The 26119-nt window shown below is 42.7% G+C and carries 25 protein-coding genes; 24 read left to right on the top strand and 1 reads right to left on the bottom strand.

Annotation, left to right across the window (positions count from 1 at the left end):
- Positions 1 to 513: 513 nt before the first annotated feature.
- Genes HLI_RS11165 through rsmI form a run of 3 tightly spaced genes read left to right on the top strand, consistent with a single transcriptional unit; the run spans position 514 to position 2399 of the window.
- Entirely contained in the window at positions 514 to 1254 is a 741-nt protein-coding gene (locus tag HLI_RS11165) for a tRNA1(Val) (adenine(37)-N6)-methyltransferase (protein WP_128525031.1), read from the top strand.
- Complete coding sequence (locus HLI_RS11160) at positions 1247 to 1537, top strand: GIY-YIG nuclease family protein (protein ID WP_128525030.1); 291 nt, start codon at positions 1247 to 1249, stop codon at positions 1535 to 1537. Before HLI_RS11165 ends, HLI_RS11160 begins: the two co-directional genes overlap by 8 nt.
- On the top strand, positions 1515 to 2399 hold the full coding sequence (gene rsmI, locus HLI_RS11155; RefSeq protein WP_128525029.1) for a 16S rRNA (cytidine(1402)-2'-O)-methyltransferase: 885 nt from the start codon (positions 1515 to 1517) through the stop codon (positions 2397 to 2399). Before HLI_RS11160 ends, rsmI begins: the two co-directional genes overlap by 23 nt.
- 126 nt (positions 2400 to 2525) lie before the next feature.
- Here rsmI and HLI_RS11150 read toward each other — a convergent pair whose 3' ends face one another.
- Positions 2526 to 2801, bottom strand: coding sequence for a transition state genes transcriptional regulator AbrB (locus tag HLI_RS11150; protein WP_128525028.1), 276 nt, complete (start codon positions 2799 to 2801; stop codon positions 2526 to 2528).
- A 412-nt stretch (positions 2802 to 3213) separates the two neighbouring features.
- Between HLI_RS11150 and metG the strand changes: the two genes are divergently transcribed.
- The 21 genes from metG to HLI_RS11045 all read left to right on the top strand — a co-directional run bounded on the left by metG (position 3214) and on the right by HLI_RS11045 (position 25742).
- A complete protein-coding gene (metG, locus tag HLI_RS11145; RefSeq protein ID WP_128525027.1) occupies positions 3214 to 5169 on the top strand; it encodes a methionine--tRNA ligase in 1956 nt (651 codons plus the stop codon).
- 211 nt (positions 5170 to 5380) lie between these two features.
- Positions 5381 to 6151 (top strand): TatD family hydrolase, encoded by a 771-nt coding sequence (locus HLI_RS11140; RefSeq protein ID WP_128525026.1) that lies wholly within the window; start codon positions 5381 to 5383, stop codon positions 6149 to 6151.
- Positions 6152 to 6360: 209 nt separating this feature from the next.
- Positions 6361 to 7635 carry a G5 and 3D domain-containing protein gene (locus HLI_RS11135; protein ID WP_241655831.1) on the top strand — a complete coding sequence of 425 codons (1275 nt, stop codon included), beginning with the start codon at positions 6361 to 6363 and terminating at the stop codon, positions 7633 to 7635.
- A gap of 100 nt (positions 7636 to 7735) precedes the next feature.
- Positions 7736 to 8299: a ribonuclease M5 gene (gene rnmV, locus HLI_RS11130; protein WP_128525025.1), complete on the top strand. Its 564-nt coding sequence runs from the start codon at positions 7736 to 7738 to the stop codon at positions 8297 to 8299.
- On the top strand, positions 8289 to 9158 hold the full coding sequence (gene rsmA / locus HLI_RS11125; RefSeq protein WP_128525024.1) for a 16S rRNA (adenine(1518)-N(6)/adenine(1519)-N(6))-dimethyltransferase RsmA: 870 nt from the start codon (positions 8289 to 8291) through the stop codon (positions 9156 to 9158). The genes rnmV and rsmA overlap by 11 nt, the downstream gene beginning before the upstream one ends.
- Before the next feature lie 73 nt (positions 9159 to 9231).
- Positions 9232 to 10107, top strand: coding sequence for a sporulation peptidase YabG (gene yabG, locus HLI_RS11120; RefSeq protein WP_128525023.1), 876 nt, complete (start codon positions 9232 to 9234; stop codon positions 10105 to 10107).
- 393 nt (positions 10108 to 10500) lie between these two features.
- Positions 10501 to 10761: a biofilm formation stimulator Veg gene (veg, locus tag HLI_RS11115; protein WP_008633471.1), complete on the top strand. Its 261-nt coding sequence runs from the start codon at positions 10501 to 10503 to the stop codon at positions 10759 to 10761.
- A 156-nt stretch (positions 10762 to 10917) separates the two neighbouring features.
- Entirely contained in the window at positions 10918 to 11097 is a 180-nt protein-coding gene (locus tag HLI_RS11110; RefSeq protein WP_128525022.1) for a small, acid-soluble spore protein, alpha/beta type, read from the top strand.
- A gap of 154 nt (positions 11098 to 11251) precedes the next feature.
- Positions 11252 to 12115, top strand: a complete 864-nt coding sequence (gene ispE / locus HLI_RS11105; protein ID WP_128525021.1) for a 4-(cytidine 5'-diphospho)-2-C-methyl-D-erythritol kinase — start codon at positions 11252 to 11254, stop codon at positions 12113 to 12115.
- A 61-nt stretch (positions 12116 to 12176) separates the two neighbouring features.
- Positions 12177 to 12995: a pur operon repressor gene (gene purR, locus HLI_RS11100; RefSeq protein ID WP_128525020.1), complete on the top strand. Its 819-nt coding sequence runs from the start codon at positions 12177 to 12179 to the stop codon at positions 12993 to 12995.
- A gap of 173 nt (positions 12996 to 13168) precedes the next feature.
- Positions 13169 to 13468, top strand: a complete 300-nt coding sequence (gene spoVG / locus HLI_RS11095) for a septation regulator SpoVG (protein WP_128525019.1) — start codon at positions 13169 to 13171, stop codon at positions 13466 to 13468.
- 224 nt (positions 13469 to 13692) lie between these two features.
- Positions 13693 to 15072 carry a bifunctional UDP-N-acetylglucosamine diphosphorylase/glucosamine-1-phosphate N-acetyltransferase GlmU gene (gene glmU, locus HLI_RS11090; RefSeq protein ID WP_128525018.1) on the top strand — a complete coding sequence of 460 codons (1380 nt, stop codon included), beginning with the start codon at positions 13693 to 13695 and terminating at the stop codon, positions 15070 to 15072.
- Positions 15073 to 15087: 15 nt separating this feature from the next.
- On the top strand, positions 15088 to 16041 hold the full coding sequence (locus tag HLI_RS11085) for a ribose-phosphate diphosphokinase (RefSeq protein WP_128525017.1): 954 nt from the start codon (positions 15088 to 15090) through the stop codon (positions 16039 to 16041).
- Positions 16042 to 16122: 81 nt separating this feature from the next.
- Positions 16123 to 16779 (top strand): 50S ribosomal protein L25/general stress protein Ctc, encoded by a 657-nt coding sequence (locus HLI_RS11080; RefSeq protein ID WP_128525016.1) that lies wholly within the window; start codon positions 16123 to 16125, stop codon positions 16777 to 16779.
- Between the two features lie 201 nt (positions 16780 to 16980).
- Positions 16981 to 17544: an aminoacyl-tRNA hydrolase gene (pth, locus tag HLI_RS11075; protein ID WP_128525015.1), complete on the top strand. Its 564-nt coding sequence runs from the start codon at positions 16981 to 16983 to the stop codon at positions 17542 to 17544.
- A 75-nt stretch (positions 17545 to 17619) separates the two neighbouring features.
- Complete coding sequence (locus tag HLI_RS11070; RefSeq protein ID WP_128525014.1) at positions 17620 to 17850, top strand: anti-sigma-F factor Fin; 231 nt, start codon at positions 17620 to 17622, stop codon at positions 17848 to 17850.
- Positions 17851 to 17898: 48 nt separating this feature from the next.
- On the top strand, positions 17899 to 21435 hold the full coding sequence (mfd, locus tag HLI_RS11065) for a transcription-repair coupling factor (protein WP_128525013.1): 3537 nt from the start codon (positions 17899 to 17901) through the stop codon (positions 21433 to 21435).
- Between the two features lie 361 nt (positions 21436 to 21796).
- Entirely contained in the window at positions 21797 to 22333 is a 537-nt protein-coding gene (gene spoVT, locus HLI_RS11060; protein WP_128525012.1) for a stage V sporulation protein T, read from the top strand.
- A 92-nt stretch (positions 22334 to 22425) separates the two neighbouring features.
- Entirely contained in the window at positions 22426 to 24009 is a 1584-nt protein-coding gene (locus HLI_RS11055; protein ID WP_128525011.1) for a putative polysaccharide biosynthesis protein, read from the top strand.
- The gene (gene mazG / locus HLI_RS11050) at positions 24009 to 25475 is read left to right on the top strand and encodes a bifunctional methyltransferase/pyrophosphohydrolase YabN (protein WP_128525010.1); all 1467 of its coding nucleotides are present in this window, start codon (positions 24009 to 24011) and stop codon (positions 25473 to 25475) included. The genes HLI_RS11055 and mazG overlap by 1 nt, the downstream gene beginning before the upstream one ends.
- A gap of 3 nt (positions 25476 to 25478) precedes the next feature.
- The gene (locus tag HLI_RS11045; protein ID WP_128526865.1) at positions 25479 to 25742 is read left to right on the top strand and encodes an RNA-binding S4 domain-containing protein; all 264 of its coding nucleotides are present in this window, start codon (positions 25479 to 25481) and stop codon (positions 25740 to 25742) included.
- Positions 25743 to 26119 lie beyond the last annotated feature (377 nt).

Here is a 26119-nt window from a genome sequence, read left to right as displayed (position 1 = left end):
CTCGCTTTCCGCGGGCGTGTGCTGAGCCTCCTCAGGCTGTCGCCTTCCGGGGTCTCACCTATCCCGCTCATCCCGCAGGAGTCTCGCCGTTCCCCCAGCCCCTTTGCCGTATACTCTTCTCGAAATCACATGCTATGTCCACCTTTAATGGAGCGGGAATATAAGTATCTATTGGCGCATAGAACCTGATATAAAAGCATTCGGATGGGTGACATGCCACACTTTCTTTTATGGAAATGTCCGTTCACCCAAGATACAGGTGGATTGGAAGGGGAATGACGAGACTCCCGCGAGAGAAGGAGCTAGGCCTCACAGGGAGTGTCAACGAGTGCGGAGGCCGTCTTCCCCGTGGAAAGCGAGTAGCTTCCCATCCCCTATTCGCACAACCAAATGTATCGAAACTGAGTATTCAACATAAGGGAGCTTTTAGGGAAGGTTATCAATACTTAATTTACCAATGGTTAACACATGAAAAATAAAGTAATAGCTAATAGATAGAAAGGAACAACATAGATGGTTCAATTATATGGTGATGAAAGAATTGATTTTTTGCTAGCTAAGGAAAATATGAGGATCATCCAAAGCCCTAGTGTTTTCGCTTTTTCATTGGATGCTGTTTTATTAGCAGATTTTACATATGTACCTAAAACCCGGGGAAAGATTCTCGACTTGTGTACAGGTAATGGAGTGATTCCGCTTTTTCTATCAACGAGATCGAGCGTTCCGATTACCGGAGTTGAAATTCAGGAACGTCTCTATGATATGGCCTTGCGAAGCATTGAATTGAATGATTTAGGGGATCAGCTTGAAGTGATTCAAGGAGATTTGAAAGAGATGCCTGCTTATTATGGCAATCGGAAATTTGACCTTGTCACATGCAATCCTCCATACTTTCCTACTCCTCAGACAGATAAACAAAACTTGAATGAACATGTAGCGATAGCCCGCCATGAAATTCATTGTACACTTGAGGAAGTGATTCAATCTTGCAGTAAGTTAACAAAATCAGGGGGGAAGGTTTCAATGGTTCATAGACCTGAGCGGATGGTGGAAATCATTGAATTATTCAGAAAATATAAACTGGAGCCTAAACGCATGCGTCTTGTGTACCCGAAGGAGGGAAAAGAGGCGAATATTTTACTGATTGAAGGGGTTCGTGATGGTAAATCCGGTCTTAAAATCCTCCCTCCTCTATATGCCCTGACACAAAATGATGAATATACAAAAGAATTAAGGGAAATTCTTTATGAATAAACACGTTGTGTATATGCTACGGTGTAAAGACAGCAGCTTATATACAGGGTACACGAACAACTTAGAAGCTCGTTTGGAGAAACACCGCGTTGGTAAAGGTGCCAAGTACACGAGAGGCCGCGGTCCATTGGTTTTAGAAGCTTTTCAAACCTATGCGACAAAGTCAGAAGCTTTACAGCAAGAGTATCGACTCAAACAGATGACAAGAGAAAGAAAAGAACGGTGGATTTTAAATTGCAAGAAAGGAGGGGCTAAGGAAGATGAAAATTCAAAAGAGCTTTAAGGAACAATCAGAAACCGGAACTCTGTATGTTGTCCCTACCCCTATAGGGAATTTAGAGGATATGACCTTCCGTGCTGTCAAGACATTAAAAGATGCGGATGTCATTGGTGCAGAGGATACAAGAAATACAAAGAAACTATGCAACCATTTTGAGATTGTCACGCCGCTCGTCAGTTATCATGAACACAACAAACATACGAAAGGCCCACACTTAGTCGATCGTCTTCTCAATGGAGATGACATAGCAATTGTCAGTGATGCAGGGATGCCCGGTATTTCTGATCCGGGTACAGATCTTGTCCAGAGATCGATCGAGGAAGATATTCCAGTGGTTGTATTGCCTGGTGCGAATGCTGCATTACCTGCATTGGCCGGTTCTGGTCTGTCTACAGAGGAGTTCTACTTTTGTGGTTTTTTACCACGGAAGAAAAAAGAGCGTGCTCTAGTTCTAAAGCGGCTTGAGTCTATTCAGGCTACGTTAGTTTTTTATGAATCTCCTCACCGCTTGAAGGACATGCTGGCGCATCTTCAAGAACACTTCGGTCCACGCAAGGCGACATTGGCCCGGGAATTATCGAAACGTTTCGAAGAGTATGTGCGAGGAAGTTTAGAAGAATTGGCAGCATGGGCAAATGAAGGGGAACTGCGGGGAGAGTTTTGTGTTCTATTAGAAGGTGCAGAAGAAGGGGAGCATGAGGAAGAGTACTGGTGGGCACACTTATCATTGATCGATCACGTCGTGCACTATATGGAAAAAGAAGGGTTGAAAAACAAACAAGCTATTAAGCAAACGGCTTTAGACCGTAAGCTTCCGAAACGGGATGTCTATCAAGCTTATCACGTCGATGGGGAATCCAACTGAACAGCATTTCAATAAAAAACCCCTTACTGTCAGGCCTGTGGACAGCAAGGGGTTCGTTTAGAACATATGTCTTTTTGATTTCTCTATTAACCAGTCAATCGTCTAATTATTTATCTCTATAATTATTTATTTTAGGTTGTCTTGCAGTTCGTGCAGTAACATTTGGGCGCCCTCTTTACTTAGCACCAGGTTGCCATTCGCCAGTTTCAAATTCTCATCTGAAACTTCCCCCGTAACATGACAAGTCATGTTAGGCTTGTACTTTTTAAGGACGATGCGATCATCGTCGACATAAATTTCCAAAGCGTCTTTCTCATTAATTCCCAATGTGCGACGCAGTTCAATCGGGATAACTACCCGACCAAGCTCATCGACTTTTCGTACGATACCTGTAGATTTCATTTTTTTGTCTCCCCTCAATCAAAAGTATTATCGTCATGATTCGACATATGTCTCGACATTATAGTACCAACCATTCCCAGACGTGTCAATTCCTAATAGTAGGGAAAGGATTTCCAGTAAGTTATACCAGGTAAGGTATGTGGAATGCTGGAAATGAGCATTTATTTCAGGCCTATACCTATACTTCCTATCTCTATCTGTCCCATAATTGGTTGGTTTAACCAATTGGGTATTATACATTATATTTTACCAAAGTATTTACATATGTGAAATGTAAATATCCACTTCTTTTGACAGTATTACTTAAAATTCGGTATATTTTAATGTTAGGAATGGAAATAAAGAAGATAAATCGATAGAATGATACCATGACCTTATTGGTAATGGATTAAAGATTTGAGGAGGGAACAGTATGCCAGAGGAAAATAAGACGTTTTATATTACGACACCTATTTACTACCCTAGCGGTAATTTGCATATTGGACATGCTTATACGACTGTAGCGGGGGATGCAATGGCCCGCTACAAACGATTAAGAGGATATGAAGTCATGTACCTTACAGGAACAGATGAACATGGCCAGAAGATCCAGCGGAAAGCGGAAGAAAAGGGCGTGCCTCCACAAGAATATGTCGACGATATTGTGAGCGGTATTAAGCAGCTATGGGATAAATTAGACATTTCCTATGATGATTTCATCCGTACCACACAAGATCGTCACAAGAAAGTTGTCGAAAAAATCTTTGATTACTTGATGAAGAAAGGCGACATCTACTTAGATCAATATGAAGGATGGTATTGTACGCCATGTGAATCATTCTTTACAGAACGGCAATTAGAGGATGGACATTGTCCGGATTGCGGCGGTGAAGTGGAGAAGGTTAAAGAAGAGTCTTATTTCTTCAAAATGAGCAACTATGTCGACCAGCTGCTTGAATTCTATGAAAAGAATCCTACGTTCATTCAACCGGAAAGCCGTAAGAATGAAATGATCAACAATTTCATAAAGCCTGGCTTAGAAGATCTTGCTGTATCTCGTACGACGTTCGACTGGGGCGTTGGGGTTCCAGGGAATGAAAAGCACGTCATTTATGTATGGATTGATGCACTGAGTAACTATATCTCAGCATTGGGCTACGATACTGATGACAATCAACGTTATCAAAAATTCTGGCCAGCAGATGTTCAGCTTGTCGGAAAAGAAATAGTCAGGTTCCATACGATTTACTGGCCGATCATGTTGATGGCTTTGGATCTGCCACTGCCGAAGAAAGTTTTCGCACATGGATGGATTTTAATGAAAGACGGGAAGATGTCCAAATCAAAAGGGAACGTCGTCGATCCTGTCCAATTAAGTGATCGTTATGGTTTAGATGCGCTGCGTTATTACCTTCTTCGCGAAGTGCCGTTCGGTTCAGATGGTGTCTTTACACCAGAAGCATTCGTCGAGCGTACGAACTATGACCTTGCCAACGATTTAGGAAACCTCTTGAACCGTACGGTAGCTATGATCAGCAAGTACTTTGATGGTGAAATACCTGAACTTAAGCTTGGGGAAGATGAATATGATCAGAGCCTTGAACAATTAGCTAAAGAGACAAGACTCTCTGTGGAAGATTCACTTGAGAATATGGAGTTTTCTGTAGCTCTGGCCGATCTATGGAAGTTTGTCAGCCGTACAAACAAATACATTGATGAAACACAACCATGGGTACTTGCCAAAGATGATAATCAAAAAGAGCGTCTTGGAAATGTGATGGCTCACCTTGCCGAGTCCTTAAGACAGACAGCTATCATGCTCCAACCATTCTTGACCCAGACGCCTGAACGTATCTTCCAACAGCTCGGGATCAAGGATAGTCAAAATAAGGCATGGGACAGTTTAAGTGAATTCGGTGCGATTCCAACAGGAACTCACGTTGAAAAGGGTCAACCGATTTTCCCTCGGCTGGATGCAGAGGAAGAAACTCAAATCATCAAGGACATGATGAAAAAGCCTGCACCGCAAAAGGAAGAAAATATAGAGCAAAAGAAAGATCAGAAAGAAGAAGTGACGATTGATGACTTTATGAAGCTGGACTTCCGTGTAGCTGAAGTCTTGAAAGTGGATAAAGTGAAGAAGACGGATAAACTTTTGAAGATTCAACTGGATCTTGGATTTGAACAACGCCAAGTCGTCTCAGGTATTGCAGAACATTACTCAGCCGAAGAACTTGTCGGTCAGAAGGTCATATGTGTAGCTAACCTTAAACCAGTGAAGTTACGCGGGGAATTGTCTGAAGGCATGATTTTGGCTGGTGAAGATGACGGGAAGTTGGCGTTAGCTTCAGTCGATCAGACATTGAGTAATGGCACGAAAGTTAAATAACAGGGATAGGAAAAGGGAAAGCTCTTACAGCGCTTTCCCTTTTCCATCGTTCAGGGATCTCTATACAAGTATGGATGCATCCATTTCGGAAAAAGTACTATGTGATTAATGGAGGTTTTCTTATTGTTAAAACAAGAGCATTCTTCTGAATGGCAAGGGACCGATCCGAAAGCTTAATAAATCCATGAAGAATAGAAAGGCGGGTTCAAATATGCTTTTTGATACACACGTACACTTGAATGCTGACCAGTTTGAAGAAGATTTAGAAGAAACAATTCAACGGGCCCAGGATGCTGGTGTTGAATACATGACAGTCGTAGGATTCGACCGAAAAACAATTCCAAAAGCGATAGAAATAGCTGAAAACAATGAACGTATTTACGCAGCAGTTGGTTGGCATCCGGTAGATGCGGTTGATATGACGGATGCAGATCTCGAATGGATAGAAGAATTATCCTCCCATCCGAAAGTTGTAGCGCTCGGGGAGATGGGGCTGGATTATCACTGGGACAAATCCCCTGAAGAGACACAGAAAGAAGTATTTCGAAAGCAAATCCGCCTTGCGAAAAAAGTAAAGATGCCGATTATCATCCACAACAGGGAAGCGACAGAGGACATCGTGCAGGTATTAAAAGAGGAAGAAGCTTCAGAAGTTGGCGGGATCATGCACTGTTATAGCGGTCCGGTAGATATAGCTAAGGAGTGCTTGGATATGAATTTCATGATTTCTTTAGGGGGCCCAGTCACCTTCAAGAATGCGAAATTACCGAAAGAGGTCGCTAAAGCAGTGGATTTAAATAATTTACTCATTGAAACGGATTGTCCTTTTCTTGCCCCGCATCCGAATCGTGGAAAAAGAAATGAACCAGCTTATGTCAAACTGGTTGCCGAACAAATCGCTGAGTTGAAAGGTGTTTCTTATGAAGAGGTCAGTCAAGTGACAACGTCGAATGCTCTCGAGTTTTTCGGTATTAAGTCGTAACATAGGGGGCTTTGGTAGGAATGTTACAAAAGCGAAGGATTTGTATGGGAATTGTAACATGCCTGTTATGTTAATTAACTAGGTATAATAGCATAATGAAGGAGTCAGTGATATTCAACTGGCTCCTTTTTTTATTTGAGGAGAATTGTTTGACATCAAAATGTCACATGACTACAATAAAACGCGTGCTTAAGAAAGGAGGCTAAAGGATGAAAATAGGGAATATGTTGAAATCAGCCATAAGTCATACACTGATTTGGGCATCTGTGATCGCAGTCCTATGTATCGCCTTTTTAGTAACCGTTTCATATGAAGCTACGAAAGCTTCAGTAAAAGTGACTCAAAATGGTCAGACAGAATTAATTCGCACTCATGCTAATACTATCGAAGATCTATTATCTGAACTAGAAGTCACGGTACAACAACATGATGAACTATCACATAAACTATCCGATCCGGTTGAGTATGGAATGGATGTCAATTACATAGCATCTAAGTCTATCAATCTAGCCATCGATCGTACCAATACAGAAGAATATTACACAACAGCCTCAACGGTAGGTGAATTCCTCAGTGAGGAGGGTCTTGAATTCAAAGAGCGGGATGAACTTTCCCACTCAGCAGACGCTCCGATTGAACAAGGAATGGATATTGAAGTTAATCAAGCCATTCAAGTCACCTTTGAGGATGGCGGAGAAGAACAAAAAGTTTGGACCACTGCTTCAACTGTCGAGGAATTTCTTCAAAATCAGGAAATCACCCTAAATGAACTGGATGAAATGAATCTTACAAAAAAAGATCCTTTATCCAAAGATCAACCACTTACGATTACCAGAGTGGAAAAAGTGACGGATATCGTAGAAGAAGAGGTTGACTACACTGTTGAAACGCGTAAAGACGACTCCTTACCTAAAGGTGAAAAGGAAATCGTAGCTACAGGTGAAAAAGGGTTGGTCACGAAGGAATATGAAGTGATTATTAAAAATGGGGAAGAAACAAGCCGCGAGCTGATTGAGGAAAATGTGGAGAAGGAAAGCCAAAAAGAAGTTGTCGCTCTTGGTACCAAAGTTGAGAAAAAAGCACCGACGGCCACAGCTTCCGCAAGCTCTTCACCATCATCAAGTTCAGCTGGTTCATCATCAAGTTCTGCCAGCCAGACATCCACCACAGTTTCCAGAGGAGATACAAATGGTGCAAAAACATTATATATGCACGCAACTGCATATACAGCGAATTGCAGCGGCTGTTCCGGCATCACGGCTACAGGCATCAATTTAAAAGCTAATCCTAACCAAAAGGTGGTTGCTGTCGATCCGAACATCATTCCATTAGGAAGTCGTGTATGGGTTGAGGGCTATGGTTATGCCGTCGCAGGAGACACAGGTGGCGCTATCAATGGAAAGCGCATAGATTTGTTTGTTTCATCCAAAAGCCAGGCTCAAAGTTTCGGGCGTAAGAATGTAAAAGTGAAAATATTGGATTAATCAAAGGCAGCAGAGGATTCATTCCTCTGCTTTTTTCCGTGTATGAACTCGTGGTATGCTATGGAAAGATTATGGTAGGCGATACGGGAGGAAAAAGAACTTGAAAATCAAAGAGATCATCGTTGTAGAAGGAAAAGATGATACAGCTAAAATAAAGTCTGCTGTCGATGCGGATACGATTGAAACGAATGGATCAGCGATTGATCAGGTGGTTCTTGAACAGATTAAGCACGCACAGCAAAAAAGAGGAGTCATAATATTCACGGATCCTGATTATCCAGGAGAACGAATCAGGCATATAGTTGACCAGAATGTTCCTGCTTGCAAGCACGCTTTTCTGCCAAAAGATCAGGCACGCTCGAAGCAGGATAAAGGAATCGGTATTGAACATGCGAGTACTTCTGATATTCGTACAGCCTTAGCCTCCGTATATGAGCTGGTAGATGCAGCTCAAGGAGAAATAACCAAACAGGATTTGGTGGATTTCGGGCTCATCGGTGGTATGAACTCATCCAAACTCCGCGGGAGACTAGGGGTTGAACTGAGAATAGGAAAGACGAACGGCAAGCAACTGCTCCGGCGTTTGAATATGTTCCATGTCACTTCCAATCAGCTTGAAGAAACTATGAAGAAGATCATGCAGGAGGAAAGAGATGAAAAGTAAAGCAGTGGCGACACCAACGCGTACAAAGGAAATCTTAAAGACATATGGTTTCTCTTTTAAAAAGAGTTTAGGGCAGAATTTTCTTATCGATGTAAATATTCTTAAGAATATTATTGAAGAAGCAGGAATTGATCAAACCGTGGGTGCGATTGAAATTGGCCCTGGGATCGGTGCGCTGACAGAACAGCTCGCCCAGCATGCAGATCGTGTTGTAGCGTTTGAAATCGACCAGAGGCTTCTTCCGATTTTGGAAGAGACGTTAGAGGGTCACAATAACGTCAACGTAATCAACCAGGATATTTTGAAAGCAGATGTAGAGCGTGTCATTAAAGAGCATTTTGAACAGGGGCAGCAGGTACGTGTCGTTGCGAATTTGCCATATTATATTACGACACCGATCCTGATGAAGTTATTGATGGATCGTTTGCCCATCGATAGCATAACCGTCATGATTCAAAAGGAAGTGGCGGATCGTATGGCGGCAAGCCCTAATACGAAAAGTTACGGATCCCTTTCCATCGCTGTTCAGTATTATACTGAGGCGGAAGTGGTGTTGAATGTCCCGAAAACGGTCTTTATGCCGCAGCCAAATGTGGATTCTTCGGTGCTCCATCTTGAAATGAGGACGGCGCCCCCTGTTCAACTGGAGGATGAAGAATTCTTCTTTGATGTAGTTAAAGCGACGTTCGGTCAACGGAGAAAAACGCTGATGAATAACTTGGCACGTCATTTCAAAGGAGAAATGGATAAGCAGGAAATCCGTGATCGTCTTGAAAAGGTGGGGATTGATCCATCTCGCCGCGGAGAGTCGTTGGCAATGGAAGAGTTTGCATCACTTGCGAATGTTCTTTATAAGTAATTTTCTGTAGACTCCAGACACAATGCCCATTTTCTCACATACACTACAGTAGTGTTTGGAATGAGGTGGGGAAATGATGATATCAAGTGGAGATCTCGTTACACGAAAGTCTTATCAGCACGATATAATCTTCCGAGTGAAAACACAGGCTGCCTCTATCGTCAAGCTCATGGGAGAGCATATACGACTAGAAGCCGACGCCCCTCTCGATGATTTGGAAAAAGTGACCGGTGCTGAATTTCACCGCAGAAAAAATAAAGTGGATGAACAGGAAGCTTATTCGTACCGTCTTTTTCGGCAAGATTATAGACTTTTGAAAGAGAAAAGAGAGGCGGAAGCTGGAAGTGGCTACACCACTGGTAAAGAAGCTAACTATTTTCAAATCCCTCCAAGAATCCTTCATATTGATGGGGATCCTCTTTTCTTAAAGAAGTGTATTGCTTTATATGAACAATTGGGATTGCAAGTACATGGTCAATATTTAAATGAAAAAGAAATGCCTGACCAAGTCCTGCCTCTAATTGAAAAGGTGCGTCCGGAAATTGTCGTTTTGACTGGGCATGACGCGTATTCAAAGGCAAAAGGAACCACTAGGGAGCTGGAATCGTATCGACACTCCCGTTACTTTGTCGAAGCGGTGAGGAACATCCGACAACATTACCCGAATTTTGATCAGCTGGTTATTTTTGCAGGAGCCTGTCAGTCCCATTTTGAATCAATCATAAGAGCTGGGGCTAACTTTGCAAGCTCACCTGCGAGAGTCAATATCCATGCTATAGATCCTGTGTATGTGGCTGCCCGTGTGGCCTACACCTCATTCATGGATCACATCAATATTTGGGAAGTCATCAGGAATACAATCAGTGGTGAAGATGGTTTAGGCGGTGTAGAAACAAAGGGCTTGCTGCGGATAGGTATTCCCTATACAAAAGATCAAGAGGAAACGTAACCGTTGTCGCTTAATGGGCAACGGTTTTCTTTATCATAATAAAATTGATTGTAAATCTTTAGCGCAGCATGATCCATGTGTTCATTCAAGCACTTAACCCTTTGGTATCTTGACCTGAATTATGGGGAGGTCTTCGCCGTGATCAACCGGATTTTCTTTCTCCCTTTACCGCGAGGGAAAAATATGAAGGTGCGCATGGTTATCAAGGTGCAGGGCGTTTGTTCTTTGTGTTATATGTAGCGCGCATAATTTTCCTAATACTGGATAACCTAACTGAGAAATATTATTTATATCATTCTGTTGCAATGTTTTTGCTCTATTGGTATAATTAATAATTTTATTTGACTTTGTCCATTTGGTGTGATAAGCTTATATACAGTGAGGTGGAGTGCAGTGGCTAAAACGTTAGTAGAAATTAAGCAATCCCTAGAAGGGCAAATTGGTAAACGTTTAACATTAAAAGCGAACGGTGGACGTCGTAAAACGATCGAGCGTTCTGGTATATTGGCAGAAACATATCCGGCCGTATTCATTGTTGAGCTTGACCAAGACGAAAATGCTTTTGAACGTGTATCGTACAGCTATGCAGATGTTCTTACAGAGACAGTCGAATTGAATTTCGACGATTTACAAACTATGGCACTTGAGCAGTAAACCTTCCGTTTGCTGCTTTTTTATTTTTGGCTTTATCCGTAAGAGTTACACAAGTAACTCTTACCATCTTTACATACAACTACCTTGTTGCTGATCCACGAAATGTCACATACTAAGCTTGTCGTAACTAAGTGAAAGCGAAAGGAGCTGAATACGATGGGACGTAAAAGAAGTATGATGTCCGATTCGTTGAAAGAAGAGATCGCGAAAGAACTTGGGTTTTACGACAAGGTCGAGAAAGATGGCTGGGGCGGCATTACAACACGTGATGCAGGTAATATGGTGAAACGAGCAATACAAATGGCAGAAGAACAAATGGTGAAAAGCCAGAACTAAAAAAGAATCCCTTGGTGCTCCTGCATCGAGGGGTTCTTTTGAATTATAAAGGTTCATTTTCCATGGAATTGATCATTGGTTCACACCCAGGCGTTCCTTGTAATTCTAAATATGGTACAATGCTCTAAGATAATCTTGGAGATGAGGTGCTTACATGCAGATACTTGAAAAAGCTCCTGCGAAGATAAATTTGTCTTTGGATGTCCTACATAAACGATCAGATGGTTTTCATGAAGTGGAAATGGTTATGACGACAGTGGATTTAGCTGATCGCATCGAATTGACTCCTCGACCTTCTGAAATCAGTGTTGAATCTGAAAGCAGGTTTGTACCTAACGATGAACGCAACTTGGCTTATCGAGCGGCTAAACTAATGAAAGACCGCTTCGGTGTGGAGAAAGGGGTGAAGATTTTCATTGAAAAAAATATCCCTGTCGCCGCTGGGCTTGCAGGAGGCAGCAGTGATGCGGCAGCTGTGCTGCGCGGTGTAAATCGTATGTGGGAGCTTGGGCTTGGTATGGATGAACTGGCTCGACTTGGAGCGGAAATAGGTTCAGATGTGTCTTTCTGTGTTTATGGAGGCACGGCCCTTGCAACTGGAAGAGGGGAAAAGATCCAGTCGATGCAAGCTCCCCCGCCTTGCTGGGTGGTCCTGTCTAAACCAACTATCGGTGTATCGACCCAATCGATCTATCAGAATCTGGATTTGGATGGAGCGGAACATCCGAATACAACAGCCATGGTAGAGGCATTGAAGAATGGTGACTATGAGGGGATTTGTGCAAACGTCGGAAATACACTGGAAGGAGTCACTTTGGCCTTGCATGAGGAAGTGGGGCAAATCAAAACCCAGATGAAGCAAGCGGGAGCCGATGCGGTTCTCATGAGTGGCAGCGGACCGACTGTTTTTTCACTTGTTGAACAAGATGCCCGTGCGCAAAGGATTTATAACAGCCTGAAGGGCTTTTGCACGGAAGTATATATGGTGAGAATGCTTGGATATCGAGAAAACACTTGAAAAAAACCGTACAAATTTGTTATATTTAATTAAAATATTCGGATTTTGAGGTGTCCCTTTTATGAAAAGAAGTGAGAGGCTTGTCGCGATGACCCATTTCATTCTTGATCGTCCCCGGGAATTAATTTCCCTTCCTTTTTTCTCAGGAAAATACGAAGCGGCTAAATCATCGATCAGTGAAGATCTCGGTATCATCAATAAAATGTTTCAGCATGAAGGTATTGGATATTTAGAAACAATCGCTGGGGCCGCTGGAGGGGTGAAATATATCCCTCAATTTTCAAAGGAGTCCAGTCATTCATTCGTAAGTGAACTTTGTGAACGATTGCAGGACCCCGCTCGACTTCTCCCTGGTGGTTACTTGTTTATGAGTGATTTATTAGGAGATCCGGAAACGACACGAAACATCGGCCGTCTCTTCGCTTCTGCTTTTCGCGATAAGGAAATCGACGTAGTAATGACTGTAGCGACTAAAGGGATTCCGCTCGCTTATGCCGTGGCTTCCTACTTGAATGTACCTGTCGTCATTGCACGGCGCGATCCTAAAATATCTGAAGGTTCTACGGTTAGTATTAATTATGTTTCAGGCTCAACTAGAAAGATTCAAACCATGGTCTTGACGAAGAGATCTCTGGAACAAGGATCTCGTGTATGTATCATTGATGATTTCATGAAAGCGGGAGGAACAATCGATGGGATGCGCAACCTATTGAAGGAATTTGATGCAGAGCTTGCCGGGATCGGTGTACTGGCGGAAGCAGAAGATGATGAGGAAGATCGTGTGGTAGAAGAATATCTTTCCGTTGTACAAATTGTAAACGCTGACGACCGGAAGTTTTCCATTGAAGTCCGCCCAGGGAACCTATTGGATAATATCTGATTTTTTTATAATATGTGTAAAGCCCTCATCCTTTTGTATGAGGGCTTTTTTCTCCCTTTTCATCACCTGAATTTATTAAATAGAAAAATTTTTAGAAAAATTAGCAGGAATTTTTCCCGTTTTGTGGAATTTGTGTACATAAGTTCTTTTTGTTATAAAGGTGGTGAATCTTAATGGAAGTAACTGACGTAAGACTGCGACGCGTTAATACTGATGGAAGAATGCGAGCAATTGCTTCTATTACCTTAGACCAGGAGTTTGTGGTCCATGACATACGGGTGATTGATGGCAACAATGGGTTGTTTGTAGCGATGCCGAGTAAGCGCACACCAGATGGAGAGTTCAGAGACATTGCACACCCGATTAATTCCGGTACACGCGGAAAAATCCAGGATGCTGTACTTGAAGCCTACCACCGGGCAGGTGAAGAGGAAGAAGCGGAAGTTGAATTTGAAGAAGCAGGAGCTTCCTAATACTTAAGCGCAACAAGAGTCTAATCCTAACAGGTTAGGCTCTTTTTTTGATTCACGGGTGTATATAAATCAACCATAAATTTGCCGTGGATAATCATGGCTTTGCGGTTTTGTTTTGTTAAAATACAGGAAATGATCCGTAATTTACCTTTTTCCTCAATTGTTGAAATCGACATTGGTTTAAGATATGATTCAAGGTGGATAATTAGGATGGAGGTACGTTCATGACTAACCGATATGCTGTCGTGCTAGCAGCTGGCCAAGGCACTCGTATGAAATCAAAACTATACAAAGTTTTGCATTCTGTATGCGGGAAGCCGATGGTTCAGCACGTTGTCGACCAATTAAATACATTAGATCTGAAAGAGTTAATTACTGTAGTAGGTTTTGGAGCAGAGAAAGTTCAGGATCAACTTGGTAAAGATAGCCATTATGTTGTCCAGGAAGAGCAGTTGGGAACAGGACACGCCGTTCTGCAGGCTGATGAGATCCTTGGAGATAAAGAAGGAACAACAGTTGTCGTCTGTGGAGACACCCCTCTTTTAACAGGGGAGACCCTTCAAAAATTGCTGGATCATCATGACGATGAAAAAGCGAAAGCGACAATTTTGACGGCTCACGCTGAAGACCCTCATGGATATGGCCGTGTCATCCGTGGAGGAAACGGGCAAGTTGAGCGTGTTGTGGAGCAGAAAGATGCTTCCGAAGAGGAGCGGGCAATTCAAGAAATCAACACAGGTACGTATTGCTTTGACAATGCCACGCTCTTTAATGCATTGAAAAATGTTTCAAACGATAATGTGCAAGGAGAGTATTACCTGCCTGATGTTATTGAAATCCTGAAAGACCAGGGAGAAACCATCAGTGCCTATCAAACACCTGAGTTCTCCGAATCGCTAGGTGTAAATGACCGTGTTGCCCTATCAAAAGCTGAAAAACTGATGAAATCACGGATAAACGAGCAACATATGAAGAATGGGGTTACATTGGTAGATCCTGATCAATCCTATATCGGGCCTGATGTTACGATTGGTCAAGATGTCGTCATCTATCCAGGTTGTGTGATTGAAGGTACTTCTTCGATAGAAAATGATGCCTTGATCGGACCGAACACGACCATCACAAATTGCCACATTGGTGCTGGAACAACCATTAAACAAAGTGTCGCAGCTGATAGTCGTATTGGGGAACGTGTACAAATCGGACCTTTTGCCCACATACGTCCGCAGTCCACATTAGGTAATAATGTGAAAGTAGGTAACTTTGTCGAAGTGAAGAAAGCATCGTTTGGTGAAGACAGTAAAGCATCACACCTGAGTTATATAGGTGATGCAGATGTCGGAAGTGGTGTGAACATCGGATGTGGTACAATAACAGTGAATTATGACGGAGAAAACAAGCACCTGACAACAATAGAAGATGATGCTTTCATCGGCTGTAATTCGAACTTGATTGCGCCAGTGAAAGTTGGAAAAGGAGCCTATGTGGCTGCGGGTTCTACCATTAACGAGGATGTTCCGTCAGAAGCGTTGTCCATAGCTCGTTCAAGACAGACGAACAAAGAAGGCTATGCGAGTAAAATGAAATCCATTAAAAAAGATTAACGGAGGGTTCCATCCATGGCAACTGGCTATAAGGATTCAAAACTGAAAGTATTCTCACTGAACTCAAACCCTGAACTGGCGAAAGAAATAGCTGATAACATCGGAGTAGACCTTGGTGAATGTACAGTCACGAGCTTTAGTGACGGTGAGATTCAAATTAATATCGAAGAAAGTATCCGTGGCTGCGATGTTTATGTCGTCCAATCTACTTGTGAGCCAGTCAATCAGCATATCATGGAATTATTGATTATGATTGACGCTTTGAAGCGGGCTTCTGCGAGAACGATCAATATCGTCATGCCTTATTATGGCTATGCCAGACAAGACCGTAAAGCGCGCGCTCGCGAACCCATTACGGCTAAGCTTGTGGCGGACCTGCTGGAGACAGCTGGAGCTTCCCGTGTCCTTATGCTGGACCTTCACGCCCCGCAGATACAAGGCTTTTTCAACTTGCCTATCGACCACCTGGTCGGAGTTCCGATCCTTTCTGATTACTTCGAAGAAAAGAACTTTGAGGATGTGGTCATCGTTTCTCCGGACCATGGCGGTGTAACACGTGCGCGTAAGATGGCTGACCGCTTGAAAGCACCGATTGCCATAATCGATAAACGTCGCCCGCGTCCGAACGTCTCTGAAGTGATGAATATCGTTGGTAACATCGAAGGCAAGACAGCTATTCTAATTGATGATATTATTGATACAGCAGGAACGATTACTCTTGCAGCCAACGCCTTAGTTGAAAATGGAGCCAAGGATGTGTACGCTTGTTGTACACACCCGGTCCTTTCTGGTCCAGCCATTGAGCGGATCGATAATTCTAAGATTAAAGAATTAGTCGTTACTAATACAATTCCTCTTGGAGAAGAGAAAACAAGTGATAAAATCACTGAACTATCCGTTGCCGGTTTAATTAGTGAAGCCATCATCCGCGTTCATGAACGTCAATCCATTAGTATTTTGTTCGACTAAAATTTCAGATTTCAGGTTTAACTCTTGTGAAAAACGGGAAATTGATAAAAATGATTGGTAAATTACTGGAGGTTGATTAATTTGGCTATTAATTTGAAAGCAAATCAAAGGCAAAATCTCAAACAATCCGTTACGCGTGATTTACGCTTAGAGGGCGAAGTCCCGAGTGTCGTGTACGGGAAGAATAAAGAACCGATGACGGTTGCTGTTAACAGCATAGAGCTACTTAAAACTGTTCGTGATGAAGGGAAGAACGCAATCATCTCCCTAAATATCGAAGGAAAAGATACAGTAGATGTTATGCTTCATGAATATCAAGTCGATCCTTTGAAGGATGAATTGATTCATGCAGACTTCTATATCGTTGACATGTCAGAAGAGATGGACGTTGAAGTCCCTGTACATCTTGAAGGAGAAGCCGCTGGCTCTAAAGAAGGCGGTGTCGTACAACAACCTCTTTATGAAGTGGCTGTCCGTGCGAAACCTGCAGACATTCCAGAGGAAATCGTTGTCGACATCTCTGAACTGAATATCGGTGACAGTGTAATGGTTAGTGACTTGAAAGAGGCACGTAAGTATGAAATCACTGAAGATGACAATACGACAATCGTTTCCGTCACTCCTCCGGAAGAAATGCCGGAAGAGCCAGACACAGATAATGCAGATGCAGAGCCTGAAGTCATCAATGAAAAATCAGACGATGAGGAAGAGGACTCTGAAGAGAAATCTGATAAGTAATAAATCGAATTGAATGATTCGGAAAGGGCGTGGCCAAGAAGGCCCGCCCTTTTTCTTAATATAAATTATTAAAACCCGGCCAGAGTATGTCATGTACTACATAAGCCATATCTTTATTAGAATCGAACGTGTTTTGACAATATTTTTGCTATAGCTTTGATATAATAAAGAAATAGAACAATCCAGTAAAGGAAGTTATGTATGAAGTGTATTGTTGGTCTTGGTAATCCAGGGAAAAAATATGAACAGACCCGGCATAATGTCGGTTTCATGGTGATTGATGAACTAGCTGCTAAAAATGGCTGGTCATTGAACCAGAAGAAGTTCAGTGGGATGTACACGATGGAGCGGGTGAACGGTGAAAAGGTCATATTATTGAAACCGCAAACTTACATGAACTTATCTGGTGAATCATTGCGTCCATTAATGGATTATTTCGATATTGAACTGGAAGATGTACTGGTCATCTATGATGATCTTGATTTGCCGCCGGGAAAGATCCGTTTACGGAAAAAAGGCGGTCACGGCGGCCATAACGGCATAAGGAGTATCATTGCGCAATTAGGTACGAAAGAATTCAAACGGCTCCGCATAGGCGTGGGGCGTCCTGAAGGATCGAAATCCGTTATTGACCATGTATTAGGCAGCTTTACTTCAGAAGAAAAAGATGCTGTTCGAGAAAGTATTCAACAAGCGACAAATGCTTGTGGAGCCTGGACAACGTACTCATTCAACGAGGTCATGAATGACTACAACGTAAAGTGAACCAGATTTGTCATCGTATAACAGTCAACTATGACGGAGAAACTACATACCATCACCTTTTCTAGGAGGATGGATATGAAAATTCGTTATTTCTGCCGTCATTGTCAAAACCAAGTCGGTGAATTAGACGCTAAGAAAGTGGATGTATCACAGTTGGGATTCGACCTTTTAAATGATGAAGACCAACAGCAAATGGTCCATATGACAACAAGTGGTAACATGGACATAAGGACGATTTGCGATTCGTGCAAAGAATCTCTGGATGAGCATCCACATTATCATGAGTTAGATTTTTTTATTCATTAAATCTTTGCCTTTGGATTATCGAAGGTCGGGATGGTGGAGGAGTTCGTTATGCAAGGTATTAAGGATTATCTATATCCACAGGATGATATTCATTCTGTTGTCGAAGGTTTCCGGTCAGGGATGAAAGAACAGATGGTTGCCGGTTTATCGGGAGCATCAAGAAGTGTACTTCTATCATTGCTGCAAGAGTCTTTGAAAAGACCAGTGATTTTAGTCACTCATCAACTGATCCAAGCCCAACAATTGTATGAAGATATGCAAGAATTGACCGACAGTGATCAAGTTCACCTTTATCCAGTCAACGAGCTGATTGCCTCGGAAATCGCGGTTGCTAGTCCGGAGCTTAGAAGTCAACGGATCGACGCACTTAGTCAATGGTTGAATCAAGAATCGGGAATATTAATCGCACCTGTGGCTGCCCTGAAACGGATGATGCCACCGAAAGCATACTGGGAGCATAATCAGCTCCCTTTTCGTGTTGGAGAAGAAATCAATTTGGATACTTATCTGGAACGGTTTGTAAGTATGGGGTATGAAAGGACGGAAATGGTAGCTACACCAGGGGAATTTTCCGTGCGTGGAGGAATCATGGATGTCTATCCACTTACCGCTGAATTCCCTTACCGTATTGAATTGTTTGATACAGAAGTAGATTCGATCCGCACATTCGATTCAGAAACACAGCGCTCCCATGAAAAGGTGGAGGCAGTTACCATCGGTCCTGCTACAGAGTTGCTTTTAACAGCGGAAGATTTCACACGTGCGTATCACAGGCTGGAAGAGGCCCTCGGTCATTCCCTGAAAAAGTTGACAAAGCCAGAAGCAAAGGAAACGTTGAACCAAGTAATTGAGCATGATTTGGATCGGTTGAAGCAACAGGACCGGTTCCAGGAAATGTATAAATATATCGGGTATTTCTATGAAGAACCTGTGAGTTTACTAGATTATTTACCTGGAAGCGGTATCATGGTGCTGGATGAGATGAGCCGGATTCAGGAAACAGCCAACCGTTTAGATCAAGAAGAGGCAGAGTGGCATCAAAGCTTACTGGAAGTCAATCAAACAGTACGTCAGCTCAATATATCTTTTGATTGGCAGGACGCCTGGGCAAAAATGGAGCATCCTCGTTTATATCTGTCTGTGTTCATGCGTCATATTCCCAATACTCAGCCTCAGAATGTCGTCAATATATCAAGTCGTCAAATGCAGCAATTCCACGGCCAGATGAACTTATTGAAAAATGAAATGGACCGCTGGATAAAGCAGGATTATTCAGTCATCATACTTGCGCCTGATGAAAACAGAAGGGAAAAGATACAGAGCGTTCTTGAGGATTATGAGATGGAAGCAGTTATCGCTAAAGAAGAAATTAGTCTTCCTTTAGTCAAACCTACGATTATCACAGGGAATATCAGCAGCGGCTTTGAATGGCCGATGCATAAGCTTGCTGTACTTACTGAAAACGAATTGTTCAAGAAACGGACTGCCAAACCGAAACGGAAGCAAAAACTTACGAATGCAGAGCGGATCAAGAACTATCAAGAATTGAAAGTCGGCGATTATATCGTTCATGCGAGCCATGGCATCGGTAAATATCTAGGGATTGAAACCTTGAAGATGGGCGGCAACCATAAAGACTTTCTTATGGTCCAATACTCAGGTAACGATAAGCTTTATGTGCCGATCGATCAAATTGATCTGATTCAAAAATATGTAGGATCAGAAGGTAAGGAACCGAAAGTATATAAACTTGGCGGAAGCGAATGGAAAAAAGTGAAAAGCCGAGTCCAATCTTCGGTAGAGGATATTGCGGACGACTTAATCCAGCTTTATGCGGAGCGGGAAGCTTCTAGAGGGCATGCTTTCACGGAGGATGGAGAGATGCAGCGAGATTTTGAAGTGGCTTTCCCATACGAAGAAACAGAAGACCAAGTCCGCTGTATTGAAGAAATCAAAACCGATATGGAACGTATCCAGCCCATGGATCGATTGCTCTGTGGTGATGTAGGTTATGGTAAAACGGAGGTTGCGATTCGAGCAGCCTTTAAAGCCATTGTGGAAGGTAAACAAGTAGCCTTGCTGGTGCCGACGACCATTCTTGCTCAACAACACTATGAAACCCTGCAGGAGCGCTTCCAGGGCTTCGGTATTAATATAGGCTTGATGAGCCGTTTCAGGACGAAGAAACAGCAAAAAGAGACGACTGATCGTTTGCGGAAAGGTTTGGTGGATGTCGTAGTCGGCACACACCGTATTCTTTCCAAGGATGTCCAGTTCAAGGACTTAGGTTTATTGATCGTGGATGAAGAGCAGCGCTTTGGGGTGAAACACAAAGAAAAAATCAAACAATTGAAGCATAATGTCGATGTACTGACATTGACTGCCACACCGATTCCCCGGACTTTGCATATGTCGATGCTTGGGGTAAGGGATTTGTCAGTGATAGAAACACCGCCTGCTAACCGTTTCCCGATTCAGACCTATGTGTTGGAGTACAACCCGATTTTTCTCAGAGAAGCAGTGGAAAGAGAGATGGCTCGAGACGGACAGGTGTTCTTTTTGTTCAACCGTGTAGAGAATATTGAACGGATGTCCCAAGAGATATCTGCTTTAGTGCCTGAAGCCCGAGTGGCCTTTGCTCATGGCCAAATGAACGAAACCGAACTGGAAAATGTCATGTTCTCCTTCCTGGAAGGGGAGTTTGATGTCCTTGTCAGTACGACCATCATAGAAACAGGCGTTGATATCCCGAATGTGAATACGCTTATCGTTTATGATGCGGATCGTATGGGCCTTAGCCAGTTGTACCAGTTGCGAGGTAGAGTAGGGCGCTCTAATCGGGTTGCATATGCTTACTTCACATATCAAAAGGATAAAGTATTAACGGAAGTAGCGGAAAAAAGACTCCAGGCAATCAAGGAATTTACTGAGCTTGGTTCTGGATTTAAAATTGCCATGCGTGACTTATCTATTCGTGGAGCCGGAAATCTACTAGGGGCCCAGCAACACGGGTATATCGATTCTGTAGGGTTCGACATGTACTCGCAAATGTTGAAAGATGCTATAGAAGCGAAACGTCAAGGCAAGGAACCTGAAGCGATCCAGCCTTTCCAGCCTGAACTGGACATGATGGTGGATGCTTATATTCCAGATGACTATATTGCTGATGAAAAACAGAAAATAGATATGTATAAGCAGTTTCAAGCGATTGAATCTCTGGAGGATATCCACGACCTTAGAGATGAATTAATCGATCGTTTCGGGGAATATCCAGAAGAAGTAGAAAATTTGTTCCGTGTTTCATCTATACGTTTACATGCAAAGAGGTCCCGTATCGAATCTGTCACAGAGAAGAAAAAGAAAATCGAAATGTTGATGGAATCCGAACAAAGTCAGCAAATCGATGGATCCAAACTGTTTGAATTCGCCAATCAATACGGAAGGATGGTTCAACTCGGGACAGAAGACAGCCAGTTGAAAGCAACGATCACCTGGGACCGCAAAAGTGAATGGAAACGCTACGAAATCGTGGAGGAATTTATCAGTAAGCTCCCTGAAATGATGAGAGAAACTACTACAGCTTAATGAACACCCCATCCGATAAGGATGGGGTTTTGCTTTGAAAAGAGGTTACCGGCGGATGTTGATTTTCGGCGTGGCCAGCACCACTTTATTTTCAGCCAGACCCTAAGGTCATCATCTTTATGAGGGTGATGACCTTATTAAATATGCAAATAGACCTCCATTACGTGCTTTATCCCGAGTTTTTTTTCAGGATCATGCTACCTCGCGTGAAAATCTTACATTTTTTATGAAAAAATCCATACAAAGGACGTATAGGTTTTTTCTGCTGAATCATACTATCCTTAATCACCCGCTTATTCTGCTTGCGCTTCATCAGGAGAATGGAAGGAAGTCATCACAGTAAAAGGAGGCAGCATAGAGAATGAAAGCAACTGGTATTGTTCGTCGTATTGATGATTTAGGTCGTGTGGTTATCCCGAAAGAAATTCGCCGTACGTTGAGGATACGAGAAGGAGATCCGCTGGAAATTTTCGTAGACCGTGAAGGTGAAGTGATTTTGAAAAAGTACTCACCAATAAGTGAATTGGGTGATTTTGCGAAAGAATATGCAGAAGCCCTTAGTGAATCTTTAGAAGTTCCTGTGTTGATTTGCGATAGAGATGAGTATATAGCAGTGGCCGGCAGTGCTAAGAAGGATTATATGAATCGATCCATTGGCGCAAAGGCTGAAGAGGTCATGGATGCTAGAAGCATGTCCTTCGAAAAGCACCCGGATCCAGTAGAGTTTATCCGAGGGCAAGAAGAAGATGTCATATCATACCTTATCTATCCTATTATCGCCCAGGGAGATCCTATAGGATGTGTCGTCGCGTTCAATAAAGAAGGTCCCCCGCTTGATGAAAGTACAACAAAAGCTGTGCAGACAGCAGCAAGCTTTTTAGCTAAACAAATGGAGTAATAACGTAGGTCAGGTCCGTGCGGGTAAGGGATCTGGCCTTTATATATGATATAATGAATGCTCTGAATACATATAATTAGAAAGGGTCCAAAATGACCAAATCTCGTAATCGTTCCGTACTCCAGGGAGCACTTATATTATCGTTTGCTGGTTTGCTCAGCAAAATCATAAGCGCAGGGTATCGCGTCCCGTTGCAGAATTTAACAGGGGATCTGGGATTTTATATTTACCAGCAAGTTTACCCGATTTTAGGCATGGCTTTAATTTTATCTTTGTATGGATTTCCTGCTGCTATTTCAAAACTGGTTTCTGAACTAGAGGAAAACAGAAATCCTCTGTCTATCCCTTCTTTTTATTTTCCGGTTTTCTTCTGGTTGATGGGAGCATCCGGGCTGATTTTCCTTTTAGGATATACACAAGCGCCGGGAATCGCTGAAATCATGGGAGATGAAAAACTGGTTCCTTCTATCAAAGCTTCCTTTTTTGCTTTTTTAATGGTGCCTTTCGTCTCTCTTTTTCGTGGTGTGTTTCAAGGGAAGAATCATATGGCCCCTACGGCTGTATCCCAAATTGTTGAACAAATCTTTCGTGTTACCATCATCATTACCACATCCGTTCTCGTTGCAAGAGGACAGGATGCTTATTCGATAGGCATCGGTGCTGCTTGGGGATCTATATCAGGTGCTGTCGGAGCGGCTTTATTATTAGGAAGCTGGCTAAGGAAAAGTCGACGGGTATGGACATGGGACCGTTGGAAAGGTACTACATCCTATATGAAAACAATCTTCTTCTATGGGGTGTTTATTTGCCTGAACTATATGTTATTGCTTTCTTTGCAGCTCGTGGACGCTTTCACATTGGTTCCAAGTCTTGTGAAAACAGAAGTGGGAATCGATTCAGCTCGTTTATTGAAAGGAATATTCGATCGCGGACAGCCTTTGATCCAGTTAGGTACGGTACTTGCTTCTTCCATCGCATTAGCTTTGATCCCTTCTGTCACAAGAAAACGATTGAACAACGACTTTGAGAGAGTGGAAAGTGCCATTTTAAGTGCTGTGAAGGTCACAGTCATGATTGCGTTTGGGGCTACAGCTGGTTTGGTTTTTCTATTTCCGTTGATAAATGAGGCCTTTTTTCAGGATTCACAGGGGACAGGTCCTTTGCGAATGTTGATGCTTGTCATTGTAGGCAGTTCAATTTCGATTACGATGTCATCTGTTCTGCAAGGGCTCGATTATGTAAAACAAACAGCTCTGGTAGTATTAGGTGGACTCGTAGTGAAAACAGCAGGGAACCTGATATTGATCCCTTCATTAGGGTTATATGGATCTGCGCTAGCTTCTATAATGGCTGTTACTTTTGTTTTGGTTGGAAATGTCGTAATCTTAAGACAAGAAATCTCTATACGAAAATGGTTATCCTTACCTTTGGTGCCGATTGTCTTTTCAACCATGGGGATGGTTATCGGGTTACAAATTCTAAGCACCTTTGTGCAATTATTTTGGTTCCCTGACCATCGCTTTACTTTATTGATTTATCTTTTAATCCTTACCGGTGTGGGAGCAATGATTTATTTGATCCTTTTGCTTCGTCTCGGGGGTTTTTCCAATAATGAAGTCGAAATGTTACCTTTTCATGAACAATTCATAAAACTATTGCCGAAAGGAATGAAGTAATGAATACCATTAAAGTACTCGGTCTTGGAGCGGCCGACATGGATCAGCTACCGCTCGGTGTATATCGAGAGCTGATCAGGACAGAAGCTCCTCTTTATGTTCGGACAAGTAAACACCCTGTCATTCAAGAGTTACAAAATGAAGGAGTGGCATGGGAGAGCTTTGATGAAATTTATGAAGCCCACCATCAATTTGGTGATGTATATATGGAAATTGTCAATCAGCTGGTCCGTGCCTCTCAAGAAGCGGATATCCTTTATGCCGTCCCTGGCCACCCGATGTTAGCAGAGCGGACGGTCCAATTGTTGATCGAACAAAGAGAGGCCGGTATGATAAAGCTCGATATCCAAGGTGGTCAAAGCTTTTTGGATGCTACCTTCACAGCTCTGGAAATTGATCCTGTCGAAGGGTTTCAGTTTATCGATGCGACAGATATGCGCCGTGAGCAGTTACAATATTTAAATCATACGATACTATGCCAGGTCTACGATTCGATGATTGCTTCTGAAGTGAAATTGACACTTCTTGAAGACCTTACTCCTGATTATCCTGTGACCATCGTCACAGCAGCAGGCAGTGATCAGGAAAAAATCATGACCATCCCTTTGGAAGAACTGGATCGGAATGTTGAAATAGACAACCTGACAAGTGTTTATATCCCTCCAGTAGAGAAAGATCAACTCAACCACCAATTCTTCCGATTAAGGGAAGTCATTCGGATATTAAGAAGCCCCGAAGGCTGTCCATGGGATCGGAAACAAACCAATGAATCCCTGAGGAAATATATGATTGAAGAAGCGTATGAGTTCATTGATGCGGTTAATCGCAGAGACGATGATCATATGGTTGAGGAATTGGGAGATGTTCTGCTTCAGGTAATGTTGCATAGTCAAATTGGGGAAGATGAAGGATATTTTACAGTCGATGACGTAATTATATCGATAACGGAGAAAATGATCCGTCGTCACCCGCACGTATTCGGAGAAACCAATGTGGAAAATGCCGATGAAGTCATTACCAACTGGGATGCTATCAAACAACAAGAAAAAGGTGGACAGCCTCTCTCTATCCTAAGTTCAGTGCCTGAAAGTTTTCCGGCACTCCTGCAAGCGGAGGAGCTGCAGAAGAAGGCAGCAAAAGTCGGATTTGATTGGAACACTGTCGACCCCGTCCTTGAAAAAGTAGAAGAAGAATGGCGGGAATTCCAAGAAGCACGTGATTCTGAAAACCGGGAAGAAATGGAGAAAGAGTTCGGTGATTGGTTATTTGCCATTGCTAATTTAGCACGGCACTATAAGATCAGTAGTGAAAATGCCCTTCAACGTACGAATAGAAAATTCAGGACTCGGCTATCTTCGATGGAAAAGGAAGCAGCTAAAGATGAACGGTCTTTGGAAGATTACGAGTTGGATTCTTTAGAAGAGTTGTGGGTTCAAGCGAAAGCAAAAAATAAAGGAGCGGAATAAATGATGCGTTTGGATAAATTTCTGAAAATTTCAAGATTGATCAAGAGACGCACCCTGGCAAAAGAAGTGGCTGATCAAGGTCGTATTCGTATAAATGGAGCACAAAGCAAAGCAGCAAGTAATGTAGCTATCGGTGATGAATTGACAATTCAATTCGGACAAAAGGTTTTGACGATTGAAGTGAAATCCTTGAAAGAAAACGTGAATAAGAATGAAGCGGCAACGCTTTATGAAATAAAAAAAGAAGAACCGGTCAACCAGAATTGAATAGTACGGAAACCACAGCTTGAAAAGGGCTGTGGTTTTTTGTGAAGTAAGAAATCATATCACACGGTGAAAATATTGGACTGTATAAGCGGGCTTCACTACCTGGATGTTCTTATCTTGCCGAGGCTGACATGGCGCTTCCGCTTTTGGCTCATCCAGCTACAGCGCCTAGCCTCTCGAGGTTTTAAGTCCATCCATTCTGTGAAGGAAGACCGCTTCACTACATGGATGTTCTTAAACTTGTCGAGGCTGCTCAAGGCGCTTTCGCATTTGTTTCATCCAGCTACAACGCCTACCCCCTCGAGGTCTTAAGCAAGCCCTTTGCTGTGACAAAGAACCGTCACTTCAAAGGTTTGCTTAAGCTTGTCGGGGGTGAC

This window comes from Halobacillus litoralis (assembly GCF_004101865.1).
GTDB lineage: Bacteria > Bacillota > Bacilli > Bacillales > Halobacillaceae > Halobacillus > Halobacillus litoralis_A.
Note: the sequence above shows the minus strand (reverse complement) of the source record. Positions and strands in the feature narration are given on the sequence as shown.